13 protein-coding genes and 1 tRNA gene are annotated in these 13,012 nt (G+C 68.7%); 5 read left to right on the forward strand and 9 right to left on the reverse strand.

What is annotated here, in order from left to right; all coding sequences use genetic code 11:
- Positions 1–24: 24 nt before the first annotated feature.
- The 4 genes from qcrB to ctaE all read right to left on the reverse strand — a co-directional run bounded on the left by qcrB (position 25) and on the right by ctaE (position 4,340).
- Complete coding sequence (gene qcrB / locus ACWEQQ_RS15055) at positions 25–1,644, reverse strand: cytochrome bc1 complex cytochrome b subunit (RefSeq protein ID WP_452343008.1); 1,620 nt, start codon at positions 1,642–1,644, stop codon at positions 25–27.
- Complete coding sequence (gene qcrA, locus ACWEQQ_RS15060; RefSeq protein WP_364616283.1) at positions 1,641–2,789, reverse strand: cytochrome bc1 complex Rieske iron-sulfur subunit; 1,149 nt, start codon at positions 2,787–2,789, stop codon at positions 1,641–1,643. The genes qcrB and qcrA overlap by 4 nt, the downstream gene beginning before the upstream one ends.
- Positions 2,786–3,646: a cytochrome bc1 complex diheme cytochrome c subunit gene (gene qcrC, locus ACWEQQ_RS15065; protein WP_379437023.1), complete on the reverse strand. Its 861-nt coding sequence runs from the start codon at positions 3,644–3,646 to the stop codon at positions 2,786–2,788. Before qcrC ends, qcrA begins: the two co-directional genes overlap by 4 nt.
- 82 nt (positions 3,647–3,728) lie before the next feature.
- Entirely contained in the window at positions 3,729–4,340 is a 612-nt protein-coding gene (ctaE, locus tag ACWEQQ_RS15070) for an aa3-type cytochrome oxidase subunit III (protein WP_083868641.1), read from the reverse strand.
- Positions 4,341–4,508: 168 nt separating this feature from the next.
- Between ctaE and ACWEQQ_RS15075 the strand changes: the two genes are divergently transcribed.
- Entirely contained in the window at positions 4,509–4,931 is a 423-nt protein-coding gene (locus ACWEQQ_RS15075; protein WP_452343007.1) for a hypothetical protein, read from the forward strand.
- Positions 4,932–4,998: 67 nt separating this feature from the next.
- A complete protein-coding gene (gene trpD / locus ACWEQQ_RS15080) occupies positions 4,999–6,054 on the forward strand; it encodes an anthranilate phosphoribosyltransferase (protein ID WP_452348614.1) in 1,056 nt (351 codons plus the stop codon).
- 12 nt (positions 6,055–6,066) lie between these two features.
- Here trpD and ACWEQQ_RS15085 read toward each other — a convergent pair whose 3' ends face one another.
- Positions 6,067–6,621, reverse strand: a complete 555-nt coding sequence (locus ACWEQQ_RS15085; RefSeq protein ID WP_452343005.1) for a phosphoribosylanthranilate isomerase — start codon at positions 6,619–6,621, stop codon at positions 6,067–6,069.
- A gap of 106 nt (positions 6,622–6,727) precedes the next feature.
- Between ACWEQQ_RS15085 and ACWEQQ_RS15090 the strand changes: the two genes are divergently transcribed.
- Positions 6,728–7,036, forward strand: a complete 309-nt coding sequence (locus tag ACWEQQ_RS15090) for a hypothetical protein (protein ID WP_452348615.1) — start codon at positions 6,728–6,730, stop codon at positions 7,034–7,036.
- 9 nt (positions 7,037–7,045) lie between these two features.
- On the opposite strand, the gene ACWEQQ_RS15095 is transcribed toward ACWEQQ_RS15090, so the two are convergent.
- The gene (locus tag ACWEQQ_RS15095; protein ID WP_040856541.1) at positions 7,046–7,321 is read right to left on the reverse strand and encodes an Lrp/AsnC family transcriptional regulator; all 276 of its coding nucleotides are present in this window, start codon (positions 7,319–7,321) and stop codon (positions 7,046–7,048) included.
- A gap of 66 nt (positions 7,322–7,387) precedes the next feature.
- The gene (locus ACWEQQ_RS15100; RefSeq protein WP_364616301.1) at positions 7,388–7,858 is read right to left on the reverse strand and encodes a MarR family winged helix-turn-helix transcriptional regulator; all 471 of its coding nucleotides are present in this window, start codon (positions 7,856–7,858) and stop codon (positions 7,388–7,390) included.
- A gap of 86 nt (positions 7,859–7,944) precedes the next feature.
- Between ACWEQQ_RS15100 and ACWEQQ_RS15105 the strand changes: the two genes are divergently transcribed.
- Positions 7,945–8,796: an NAD(P)H-binding protein gene (locus ACWEQQ_RS15105; protein ID WP_452348616.1), complete on the forward strand. Its 852-nt coding sequence runs from the start codon at positions 7,945–7,947 to the stop codon at positions 8,794–8,796.
- A gap of 46 nt (positions 8,797–8,842) precedes the next feature.
- Here ACWEQQ_RS15105 and ACWEQQ_RS15110 read toward each other — a convergent pair.
- Positions 8,843–8,917, reverse strand: a tRNA-Asp gene (locus tag ACWEQQ_RS15110).
- A gap of 94 nt (positions 8,918–9,011) precedes the next feature.
- The gene (locus tag ACWEQQ_RS15115) at positions 9,012–12,242 is read right to left on the reverse strand and encodes a BTAD domain-containing putative transcriptional regulator (protein WP_452348617.1); all 3,231 of its coding nucleotides are present in this window, start codon (positions 12,240–12,242) and stop codon (positions 9,012–9,014) included.
- 49 nt (positions 12,243–12,291) lie between these two features.
- Between ACWEQQ_RS15115 and ACWEQQ_RS15120 the strand changes: the two genes are divergently transcribed.
- Entirely contained in the window at positions 12,292–12,834 is a 543-nt protein-coding gene (locus ACWEQQ_RS15120) for a carboxymuconolactone decarboxylase family protein (protein WP_452348618.1), read from the forward strand.
- The last annotated feature ends 178 nt before the right edge of the window (positions 12,835–13,012 follow it).

Raw genomic sequence — 13,012 nt, forward strand, 5'->3', positions numbered from 1 at the left:
GGCCTTCCCGTGTGACGGCGAGGATCAGTGCTCGTGCTTGCCGGCGGCGGCGTTCTGCGCGTCCTCCAGCACCTCGAGCATCTTGTGCTCTTCCTCGTGGGCGACGGCGACCAGGTCCGCCTGCTCCGACGCGGGGTCGGCGCGCAGGAAGGAGCCGGTGCCGGGCTTGCCTGCGGAACCCAGCTTGGCCATCTTCTTGGGCACCGGGGCGCCCTGGTACTCCAGCGGGATCGGGTGGCCGTGCGAGTCGACCGGGCCCAGCGGCTGGTGCACCTCGATGTACTCACCGTGCGGAAGCCGCTTGATCACACCGGTTTCGATGCCGTGCTCGAGCACCGCACGGTCACTGCGCTGCAGGCCGATGCAGAACCGGTAGGCCACGAAGTACGCGAGCGGCGGGGCCAGCAGCAGCGCGATGCGGAAGAACCAGGTCGTCGCGTTCAGCGAGATGTCGAACTTCAGCGACAGGATGTCGTTCACACACGCCAGGGTCAGCACCAGGTAGAACGCGATGGCCATGGCACCGATGGCGGTGCGGACCGGCACGTCGCGCGGACGCTGCAGCAGGTTGTGGCGGGCGGTGTCGCCGGTGAGACGCTTCTCGATCCACGGGTAGGCGATCAGCACACCGAACACCGCACCCATGATCAGCGCGACCCAGAACGGCGCCGGGACCGTGTAGCGGCCCAGGTACAGCTCCCACGGCGGCATGAGACGCGCCATGCCGTCGGTCCACATCATGTAGAAGTCCGGCTGCGAACCCGCCGAGACCTGGGACGGGTTGTAGGGACCCAGGTTCCAGATCGGGTTGATCTGGAACACGCCACCCATGATGGCGACGACACCCAGGGTGAAGGCGAAGAACGCGCCCTGGTCGGCGGCGAACACCGGGATGATGCGGGCGCCGACGACGTTCTTCTCGGTGCGGCCCGGTCCGGGGAACTGGGTGTGCTTCTGGTACCACACCAGCGCGACGTGCGCGGCGATGAGCGCCAGGATGATGCCCGGCAGCAGCAGCACGTGCGCGATGTACAGACGCGGAATGATGATGGTGCCCGGGAAGTCACCGCCGAAGATCAGCCAGTGCATCCAGGTGCCGATGACCGGGATGCCCATGGTGATACCACCGAAGGCGGCGCGCAGACCGGTGCCGGAGAGCAGGTCGTCCGGGATCGAGTAGCCGAAGAAGCCCTCGAACATGGCCAGGATGAGCAGCAGCGAGCCGATCACCCAGTTCGCCTCACGCGGCTTGCGGAAAGCGCCGGTGAAGAAGATGCGGAACAGGTGGATGATGATCGACGACGCGAACAGCAGCGCCGCCCAGTGGTGCACCTGGCGCACGAACAGACCGCCGCGCACCTCGAAGGAGATGTTCAGCGCGGTCTCGTAGGCCCGCGACATGGTGACACCGCGCAGGGGCTGGTAGGCGCCCTGGTAGACGGTCTCCGACATGGACGGGTCGAAGTACAGCGTCAGGTAGATACCCGACAGCAGCAGGATGATGAACGCGTACAACGCGATCTCACCGAGCAGGAACGACCAGTGGGTCGGGAAGACCTTGTTGATCGATCGTTTGGCGAACGCCGCGAGGCGGTAACGCTCGTCCATCTCGTTGGCCTGGACGGCCACTTTGCTAGGGCTCATGAACGACGCTCCCAGTAGGCCGGGCCGAGGGGCTCGATGAAGTCGTGCTGGGCGACCAGGTAGCCATCGGCGTTGACGGTGATCGGCAGCTGCGGCAGCGCACGCGCGGCGGGACCGAAGACCGGCTTACCCCACTCGGTCGCGGAGAACTGCGACTGGTGGCAGGGGCACAGGATTCGGTTGGTCTGCTGCTCGAACAGCGAGGTGGGGCAGCCGAGGTGGGTGCAGATCTTCGAGTAGGCGAAGTAGTCGCCGAAGTTGAAGCTCTCCTGGCCCTTGCGCTTGATGGCGTGCTCGGCATCGTGGGTGCGCAAGCGAATCAGCATGACCGCGTTGCGAATACCGCGCAGCGATTCCAGCGTCTTGTGCTCGTCACCGCGCCAGGATTCCTTCCAGGGGAAGACGGTCTCCATGGCACCGGCGTCCAGATCCTCCGGCTTGACCAGGACGATGTCCTCGGGGCGGCCGGTGTCGCGACGCAGATAGATGGTCTCACCCGGGTAGTCCGGGGTCCAGCCCGAGACCCACAGCGGCGACTTGTCGCGCTTGGCCCACGGGTTCTTGATCATGCCGCCGACGAAGACGAGCAGCGCGCCGACGCCCATGACGCCCACGCCCAGGCCCGCGGTGCGGGTGATGAGCTTGCGGCGGCCCAGGGTCGAGGTCTCGGCGGCGTCCTGCAGCTGCGCGACCAGGGTGCGCCGGTCGACCTCCTTGGACGCGCCGTCGTGGCGGTCCTGGATGGAGATCTCGGCAGGGATGAAGTGCTTGCGGATCAGCACCACCGCGACGCCGACGGCCAGCACGGCGATGCCGAGGGTGAGGCCGTAGAGCGGGGTGGTCAGCGTGTACATGCCGTTGCCGTCCTGGTGACGGCCCTTGTACTCCCAGGGCCAGAACAGGAAGACACCGATCAGCGCGGCACCCGCGAGCGCGGAGATGCCGAACCAGAGCGCCACCCGGCGCTCGGCGCGCTTCTCGGCCCGGGTACCCGGGACCGGCCAGCGCGGGGCACGGTAGGCGACGTCGACGCCGTCCAGCTCGGTGCCGAGCTTGACCAGCTCGTCCCGCGACATGGCGTCGAGCTGCTCATCGGTGGGTTCGGTGGGGTTGTCCCCCATGCTGTTTCGCTCCTGTTCACTCATGACCGGGAACCGATCCACATCGCAGAGCCGACCAGGACCACGATGCCGACGACCCAGATGGCCAGGCCCTCGGTCGCGGGACCGAAGCCGCCGAGGCCGTAGCCGCCCTCGGACGGGGTCTCCATGCGGTCCTTGATGTAGGCGACGATGTCCTTCTTCTCGTCCGGCGTCAGCTGCCGGTCGGAGAACCGGGGCATGTTCTGCGGGCCGGTCAGCATGGCCAGGTAGAGCTGCTGCTCAGTGGCCTCTTCCAGCGGCGGCGCGAACTTGCCGGACGACAGCGCGCCACCCTTGCCGGTGAAGTTGTGGCAGGAGGCGCAGTTCATGCGGAACAGCTCGCCACCGCGGCCGAGGTCACGGTCCTCGACGATGGACTCCTGCGCGATCTCGCCGTTGCTGTCGCGCAGCACGGTCGGACCGCCGCCCTGGGACTGGACGTACGCGCCGAGCGCGTCGGTCTGGTGCGCGTCGAACTTCGGGGGCTTGCGCTGGATCTGCGCCTCGTTGCGGGCGGCGGGCATACGACCGGTGGAAACCTGGAAGTAGACCGCGGCCTCACCGACGCCGATCAGGCTGGGGCCGCGATCCTGGACACCCTGCAGGTTGGCACCGTGGCAGGTGACGCAGGAGGTGTCGTAGATCTGCTTGCCCTCGCGGATCAGCGCGGACTGGTCCTCTTTCGCGGTGGCGACCTGAGCCTGCGGGGTCAGGGCCGACGCCGCGAAGCCGGCTCCGACGAGGCCCATCAGGAGGACCAGACCGCCGGCCAGCTTCCGGCGCATCCGGCGCTGCTTGCGGATCTTGGTGGCCTGGCCGATCCCCTCGGGATCTGGCGCTGACGGGGGAGATGAACTCATCTGTGTCCCTTTGGAGTAGACGGAACCGACTTGTACAAGTTTCTGGGTTGCCGACGCGGGCTGGGCCTCGGCACGTCCGGTGTTAGCGGACGAAGTAGATCGTGGCGAAGAGGCCGATCCAGACGATGTCGACGAAGTGCCAGTAGTAGGAGACGACGATCGCCGCCGTGGCCTGCGCCGGGGTGAACTTGCTGAGCTTGGTGCGGATCAGCAGGAACACGAACGCGATGAGACCGCCGATGACGTGCAGACCGTGGAAGCCCGTGGTGATGAAGAACACCGAGCCGTACACGCTGCTGGAGATCGAGGTGCCCTCCGAGTACAGGGCGTGGTACTCGGTGGCCTGGCCACCGACGAAGAACGCACCCATGAGGAAGGTCAGCAGGTACCAGCGGCGCAGGCCGAAGACGTCACCCTTCTCCGCCGCGAACACGCCCATCTGGCATGTGAAGGAGGAGGCGATCAGCACCGCGGTCACCGGCACGGCGAGCTTCATGTTCAGCTCGGTCGGCTCCGGCGGCCAGTTTCCGTGCGCCTGCGCGCGAGCAACGAAGTACATGGCGAACAAGCCGGCGAAGAACATCAGCTCGCTCGACAGCCAGATGATGGTACCGACGCTGACCATGTTGGGCCGGTTCAGCGAATGCACACGCTGGGTAATGGCCGATCCTGGGGTCCCTACTGCGGTCGTCACGCCGGTAAGTATGACTTGTCGTAGTACGACAGGCGTAGGCGGGTACGAAACTTTGTCGTACGTGTCGGAAAGCCCAGCGCGAGCGCTCGTCTGGCAGGGCTCTCGGCGTGTCCCGGAGAGCCTAGATTGCGCAGGTAAGAGGAAGCTGAGCCCTGTGGAGAGGGATATATGAGCGTGAAATCGTGGTGGCGGCGGATAGCCGGACGCGGCGGGACAACCGAACTGGATCCGAGGCGGCCGGATCTGGTGGTGGTGGCATCGAGTTTCGATGATGCCGAAGCCTGTTCGGCGGCCCTGGGCAAGGCTCTGCAGTGGACATCGGACGATCCAGTAGTCCTTCGGCACCACCTCCGGGTTCCCGCCGACCGCGTCGGTGAGGTGCAAGTCATCGCCGCGCAGATCGGCTATGACACCGCCTCGGTGGACGCGGCCGACCCGGCGAACCTGGTGTTGCAGCGCGTGCAGGTGCTCGACGCCCTGCACTGCTCCCAGGAGCGTTCCCGCATGACGGGAATCGCCCATCGCTACGACGGCCATGTCCTCGGCTGGGATGCCCTGCAGCCCGCCGCCGGTCCTGGCGGAAAGAACTAGCCCCGCACACTAGGCTTGCCCCAACAACACTGGTGTCCGGCGTGGACCGGCAACGGGAAGAGAAGCAATGAGCGCGCGCAGCTGGAGAGAAATTCTCGGCATCCTCACCGACGGCAACGATCTGTCCTCGGATGAGGCCGCGTGGGCGATGAACGAGATCTTCTCCGACAACGCCACCTCCGCGCAGATCGCGGCCTTCGGCGTGGCCCTGAAGATGAAGGGCCCGACCCCGACCGAGCTGAGCGGCCTGGCCACCGGCATGCTCTCGCACGCGAAGCGGGTGCCGTTCGAGGGCGCGGCGGTGGATATCGTCGGCACCGGCGGGGACCGCTCGGGCAGCGTGAACATCTCCACCATGTCCTCGATCGTGGTGGCGGCCAGCGGGATTCCGGTGATCAAGCACGGCAATCGGGCGGCCTCGTCCAAGAGCGGCGGCGCGGACGTGCTGGAGGCGCTGGGCGTGAAGATCGCGCTCGGGCCGGAATCGGTGGCCGAGTGCGTGCGGCAGACCGGCATCGGGTTCTGCTTCGCGCCGGTGTTCCATCCCTCGCTGCGGTTCGCGAGTCAGGCGCGCGGTGAGATCGGGATTCCGACGGTCTTCAATATTCTGGGGCCGCTGACCAATCCGGCCCAGCCCAGCACGGGCCTGATCGGCTGCGCTTTCCCGGATCTGGTGGCGGTGATCGCGGGTGTGTTCGCCGAACGCGGCGCCTCGGCGCTCGTGGTCCGCGGCAACGACGGCCTCGACGAGATCACCACCGCCGACACCACCGATGTGTGGGTGGTCGCGGGCGGCCGGTTGCACGAAACCACCATCGACCCAACCAAACTCGGCATCGAGCGAGTGGATCCGTCGGCGCTGCGCGGCGGCGACGCGGTGATGAACGCGGAGATCGCGCGTGCCGTGTTCGCCGGCGACCCGGGCCCGGTGCGGGACGCGGTGCTGCTGAATTCGGCGGCGGCGCTGGTGGCGTTCGAACTGACCGCCGCGGGGGTGGACGACGATCTGCACACCAAGCTGGCCGCGGCATTGAAGCGGGTGGCCGAGACCGTGGATTCGGGTGCGGCCTCGGCGCTGCTGGATCGCTGGGTCACCGTCTCCAACGGGCTCGGCGCGAACTGACCCCGGGGGGCTTCAGGCCCCCGGTTCGGCCGCGGAGTCCACGGCCTGTTTGAAACGGCTCATGGCGTCGAAACTCTTTATGCCAGGGGCGGTTTCGACCGAACTGGAGACGTCGACGCCGAACGGCCGATGGGTCGTGATCACCTCGGCGACATTGCCGGGGCTGAGGCCGCCGGCCAGCACCACCTGTCCGGGCACCTGCTCCAGCCAGTCCGGGAATTCGGCGAAGACGCCCGATCCGGTGCTGGCGTCGTAGAAGAAGTATTCGCAGACCTGTTCCGGGGTGGGTGCGGCGGCCGAGCAGTAGGCCAGATTCGGCAGGTCGGTCCAGTTGTAGAGCTGGATGACGTCGAAGTCGCCGATCACCTCGGCGACCTCGGTCCGGTCGAACGCCACCACGAACGAGCGGATCCGGCCGCGCGCGTACGCCGCCAGCTCACGCGCCCGGGCGGGCTCGACATACCGCTTGCTCTTGGCCGTGCCGACCACGCCGATGGCCGAGTAGCCGAGCTCGACGGCCCAGTCGATCTGTTCCTCGGTGGTGAGCCCGCACACCTTCACGAACATGGTTCCTGCCCTCTCATGGAAGAGTTCCTCCGAGTGTCCTGAGAGTTCGGGTCACCCAGCTGTGTGTTTGCTGTTCGGGTCAGCGAGGCGGCGTTACAGTTTCGACATGCGATACGGAGTGGTGCTACCCGGCCTGGTGGCCGTGTTCCTGGGCATCGGCATTCCGGTGAGCGCCGCTCACTGGGCTCACGACGAGACCGCCGATCCCGGCACCCTCAGTGTGGACGGCCGCAGCTACGGCATTCCGGGCGACTGCGTGACCATCCGCGGTGTGCCGCGCCGGCTCAGTGTCGACAATGAAACCGCCCTGCGCGCCCAGGTGTACCTGCTCCCCGGGTGCAAGGGCGGCGTCACCCACACCATCGAGCCCGGTCACACCGGCACCGCGCTGGGCGCGTCCGTTCTGACCCGCTGACCCGGGCGGCTATTCGCCGATCGAGAAGCCGGCCTCCACGTCCGCGCGCGAGTAGGACTTGAACGCGATGTGGGTGGCCGTGCGCAGCACGCCCGGCGTCTTGTTGATCCGGCCGGTGACCACGTCGGCGATCTCCTCGTGGTCGCGCACCCGGACCACGGCGATCAGGTCCACATCCCCCGCGCACGAATAGACCTCGGCCACCCCCTTGATGTCGGCCAGTTCCTGCGCGGTCTCCGGAATCCGATCCGGTTCGGCGGAGATCAACACGATCGCGGTAATCATGAGCCCAACTCTAGGTGATGGCCGGGGCGGCAGCGCCGGTCCGGGATCGAACGGCGCGGGTCCGGGTCAGTCCGGGATCGAGTCGGTGTGGTCGAGCGGTTCGCCGAGGAGGTCGGCGGCGGCGCGGTGGATTTTTTCCAGCGCCGACATCAGGTGGCGGCGTTCGGCGTCGGTGAGGTCGGCGGTCACCTTGTCGGACAGGGTCTTCCGATCGGCTTCGACCGGGTCGCGGAGGTCGCGGCCGCGGTCGGTGAGCCAGAGCCGGACCAGGCGGTTGTCCTTGTCGTCGCGGCGGCGGGTGAGCAGGCCGGCGGCGGCCATGCGGGTGGCCATCTTGACGACGGTCGGCGTGGTGACGTTCAGCGCGGCCGCCATCTCCCCCGGCGTGCGGCCGTCCTGTTCCCACAGCACGGCCAGCACGTGATTCTGGCCGAGGTGCAGGCCGAGGCGGCGCATATCGCGATCGGCCAAGGCGCGCAAGGCTTTCGAGGTGCGGCCGTGCAGGTCCAGGAAGTCGGCTGAGCCTGGGGAAGACATGGGGCCTCCGGTCGGGTGCGGGTATTGACCGTCGATCGTTAGCCGTCTAACGTTTTTCGGTAGACGGCTAACGATCTGGAGATGCCATGCTACTGCTGACCGGAGCGACCGGGAACATCGGCCGCGAACTCACCCGCATCCTCGATGCCAACGACCTCGATTTCCGTGCCCTGGTGCGTGATCCGGCACGGGCGGCGACCCTGCCCGCGCGTGCCGAAACCTGCCTGGGCGACCTCGACGATCCGGCGAGCCTGGACCGGGCCATGACCGGAGTCACCGGCCTGTTCCTGCTGGTCCCGGGCATCGGGCTGGACCACACCCGCAACCTGCTGCACGCCGCCGCCGGGGCGGGAGTGAAGCGGATCGTCATGATCTCCTCCGCCCACGTGCTGGTCGAACCGCTGCCCGCCATGGGCAGCTGGCACCACGAGCGCGAGAATCTGGTGCGCGACAGCGGAATTCCGTGCACGATCCTGCGTCCGGGCGGGTACATGTCCAATGCCCTGGAGTGGATTCCGGCGTTGCGGGCGGGCGACCCGATCCTCGACCCCACCGGCCCGGGCCGGTTCGCCCCGATCGATCCCGCCGATATCGCCGAGGTGGCGGCCCGCTGCCTCACCGAGCCCGGCCACGCCGGGGCGGCCTATCACCTCACCGGGCCGGAGAGCCTGACCGTCGGCGACCAGGTCGCTATCCTCGCCCGAATCCTGGACCGCGACATCAAGATTCGTGAGGCCGCGACGCCGGAGGAGGCGGTGGCGGCCCGCTTCCCGAACGGCGCTCCCCCGCCGCTGGCCGCGGCGATCGTGGCGGGCTTCGCCCTCATGCGCGCCGACACCGTGGGCGCGCGCACCGGCACCGTGACCGAACTGCTCGGCCGCCCGCCGCACACCTTCGCCGAATGGTGTGCGGCCCACCGCGCCGCCTTCGAGAACTGACCGAGCCTTCGAGGACCGACCGGCCGCACCCGGCTGACATCACCTGCACCAGTGGCGGGATTCGAACCCGCGGTTTCTTCCTTGACGGGGAAGCGAGGACTCCCGACTCCTCCACACCGGCTGGACCACCCCACGACCTGCGCGCCAGGGCGTCGGTGGCGACGATGACAGTAATGACACGTCGCGGAAAGCGGTACCGATTTTCCACGGCGGGGTCAGCCGAGGTCGGAGAGGAGGGCGCGGGCGTCGTCGGCCTCGGGGACCTCGAGTTCCTCGAAAAGGGCCAGTGCCCTGGCGGAATGGTCGCGAGCGGCGGGAGTCTGCCCGAGCGCACGGTGGGACTGGGCCAGGCCGAGCAGGGCGCGGGCTTCCTCGGCGCGGTCGCCGAGATCGCGGCAGACCGTGACCGCGGCGGTGAAGTCGGCGACCGCGGCGGCGGGATCGTCCAGCGCGAGGGCGATCTCGCCGAGACCGTTGAGAGCCTCGGCCTCCTCGCTGCGGAAGCGGAGTTCCCGGCACAGGTCGAGGGCGCGGCGGTGCCGGCGGCGCGCCTCGTCGGGGTGATCCTCGCCGAGATGCACCGGGCCGAGGTTGTTGAGCACGACGATTTCCCCTGTTCGGGAGCCTAATTCGCGGTAGAGGCGCAGGGCTTCGCCGAGCCGCTCACGAGCTTCGGGGTAGCGCTCCAGGCGCTCGCTGACGGTGCCGAGGCTGGTGAGGCAGGCCGCCTCACCAGCACGGTCGCCGAATTCGCGGAACAGGGCCAGCCCCTGCCGATAGTGCTCCCCGGCCCGCTCGATGTCGCGCTGCCAGAAGACATACCCGAATACGTAATGGGCCCGGGCCTCCGCCCGCCCATCCCCGACTGCGCGGGCCGCGTCGAGGGCCTGCTCACCGTAGTCGTGCGCCTCGTCCAGCCGCCCGAATCGCCAGGCGATCCAAGCCAGGTCGCTGCACGCCCGGGACTGCGCGGCCAGGTCCCCATCGCGGCGGCTGCTCCGCAACGCCTGCGTGTGCATGGTGCGCGCGGCACCGTAGTGCCCGTTCCCATCCAGGTAGGCGTGCAGACTGCGTGCCAGCTGCGCCGTGTAACCGGGCCGTGCGGCCTCCTCCGGCGCAATGCAGATGGCCACCAGGTTGATGCGCTCCGCATCGAGCCACTCGATGGCCTCCGCCGACTCCTCGAAGGTCAGCGACGATCTATCGAACGACTGCGCCCCAGCCGAATCGAGCGCTCCGACGGACTCCCGCGCTGTTGCGAATTCGGATGCTCCGGTGAAGTCCGCTGCTCTGGTGAACTCCGAAGCTCCGGTCGATTGCGATGCTGCAGTGGATTCCGAAGCTCTGGTGAACTCCGGTGCGGCGCGGGAGCCGTCGGGGAAGAGCAGCCGGACGGCTCGAGCGGCGGTGTCCTGGTAGTAGCGGTAGAGGGATTCGACTGCGGCGGAGCGGGTTTCGGCGGATTCCTCGTTTGCCGCGGTGGTGCGTGCGTGCTGACGGACCAGGTCGTGCATGGTGTAGCGGCCGGGGCGGAACTGGGTCAGGACGTGGGCGTCGAGCAGGCGCTCGAGGTGGTGCTCGGCCGCGGCGACGGGGAGGCCGGTGAGGGCCGCGGCGGCGTGCGGTTCGATATCGCGCGCTGGGTTGAGCCCGAGCAGCCGGAACATGCGCTGCTCAGCGGATTCCAGCTGCTGATAGGACAGCGCGAAGGCCGAGGCCACCCCGCGTTCCGGTGTGGCCAGCTCGGTGAGCCGCCGCCGTTGATCCCGCAGCCGCCCGGCCAGGTATTCGACGGTCCACTGGGGCCGGTGCGCGAGCCGCGCCGCCGCGATGCGAATGGCCAGCGGCAGGAATCCGCACAGCTGTAGCACATCCAGCGCCGCCAGCGGTTCCGCGTCCGCCCGCTCCCCCACGATGGCCCGGAACAGCTCGACGGCATCGGCCGCCGCCAGCAGCTCCATTGACAGCGATTGCGCGCCATCCAGATCCAGCAGCCGTCGTCGGCTGGTCACGATCACCCGGTGCGCCCCGCCTCCGGCCAGCAGCGGCCGCACCTGAGCGGTGTCGACCGCATTGTCGAGCACCACGATCACCCGCCGGTCCCGTACCCTGGCCCGCCACAGCGCCGCCCGTTCCGCCTCCCCCGACGGAATGGCGTCGTCGGACACGCCCAGCTGACGCAGCAAGGCCCCCAGCGCGATTCCGATATCCAGCGGCTCCCGCCCCGGCGTATGACCCTGCAGGTCGATGAACAATTGCCCGTCCGGAAACCGCCCCGCCACCGCGTGCGCCAAATGCACTGCGAGCGCGGTCTTCCCGACCCCCGCCATGCCGTCGATGACCGCCACCCCGGCGGCCTCCCCGGTCAGCCAGCCCCGCAGCCGCTCGATATCCTCGGCCCGTCCCGTGAAATCGGGGACGTCGTACGGCAGGAAGTTGACCACCTGCCCCGCGGCGGGCGGCGCGCTCTCTACGGGATCGGCTGGATCGATCCTGTCCACTATTGGGCGCGACGACGCTTCGAATCGGGCCGAGTCCACGCCGATGCGGCCCGTACCGAGCTCCAGAGCCTGCGAATGCGGATGCACGGCAGCATCATTCGCACGATGGCCGGCGACGGCCGGGTGCGCACCGAACGACCTCGGCTGGTCCGGGCGATAGTCGAGGGCGGGGTCGCGACGGAGGATGGCCTGTTCCAGGTCGGCGAAGGCGGGGCTGGGGTCGAGGCCCTGATCGTCGGCGAGGCGGCTGCGGAAGGCGCGGGCGGTGGCGAGGGCATCGGGCTGACGACCGGCGCGATGCAGGGCAAGCGTGAGGTGGGCGGTCAGCTTCTCGCGCAAGGGGTTCGCGGCGAGGTGGTCAGGGAGTTCGTCGATGAGATCGTCGTGGCGGCCCAGGGCGAGGTCGAGTTCGGCGAGCTGTTCGACGGCACGCAGGCGGCGGTCTTCGAGGCGGGCGCGAGCATCGGGAGCGAAGTCGGCCTTGACGTCGGCGAGGGGCTGACCGCGCCAGAGCCGCAGGGCGGCGCGCAGGCGGGTGGCGGCCGCGGCCGGATCGGTGGCGGATTCGCGGGTGGCCGTGGCGGTTTCGGCGGCGAAGACGTCGAGGTCGAGCTGGCCGGGCGCGGGCTGGACGAGGTAGCCGTTGGCGCGGGTGTGCAGGAGGTCGGCAATGCCCGCGGTGCGCAGCACCTTGCGGACGGCGGTAATGGCGTGGTGGATCTGGGAACGCGCGGTGTCGGGCGGGGTGGGTCCCCACAGTGCGTCGGTGAGCTGGTCGACGGTGACCACGGTGCGGGCGTTCAGCAACAGGTGCGCCAGCACCGCGCGGTGGCGGGGCGCGAGACCGGGCACGGCCCGCTCGTCCACCGTCACACCGACCGGCCCGAGCACCGTCAGTCCTACTGTCACCCGCACATCCACCATGAGCCGCTGTTCGTTCGGCACATCGCCGATGTACAGCGAATCTATCAACGCGGCGACCGATTCTCGAACGATGTCAGGATTGCCGCTACTGGAGCCGGAGGATGCGCCCGCCGCCACCGCCGCCCTCTTCACCGAGGCGCAGCAAGCCTTCGGCATCACCGCGAACCTGACCAAGGCCATGGCCAACAGCCCGTCGGCCCTGCGCGGCTATCTGGATCTGTCGGATGCCCTGCGGCACGGCCGGATTCCGCCCGCCACTCGCGAGCGCCTCGCACTGCTGGTGGCCCAGCACAATCGCAGTGACTACGAGCTGTCGGCCCACACCTATCGCGGCGCCAAGGTCACCGGCCTGCCCGAGGAGGAGACGATCCGCGCCCGGCAGGCCGCGTCCGCGGACCCGGAAGCCGAAGCGGCCCTGGCCTTCGCGCACGCCCTGCTGGTCCACAACGGCACCGTCACCGACGCCGATCTGCGCACCGCCCAGGACGCCGGCCTGGCCCCGGACCTCCTGGTGGAGATCATCGCCCACGTCGCGCTGAACGTCTTCACCACCTACGTGACGACCGCCGGCCGAGTCGCGATCGACTGGCCACTGGTCCGCCACAACGACTAGCCGCCCGGTCTCGACGCTCGAGGGCCGGGACCGGAATCCACCGGACCGTCGCATTTCCGGGCCGACACTCCATCGGGGAACGCGGACCGGAATGAGAGCGGGCGTTGCACCCTATCGAGAACTCGAGCCGGGCAAGCTCGATCGGCCGGACGGACAGGCGGGTTGGCCGCCCGTCCTG

This window comes from Nocardia sp. NPDC004123 (assembly GCF_053603795.1).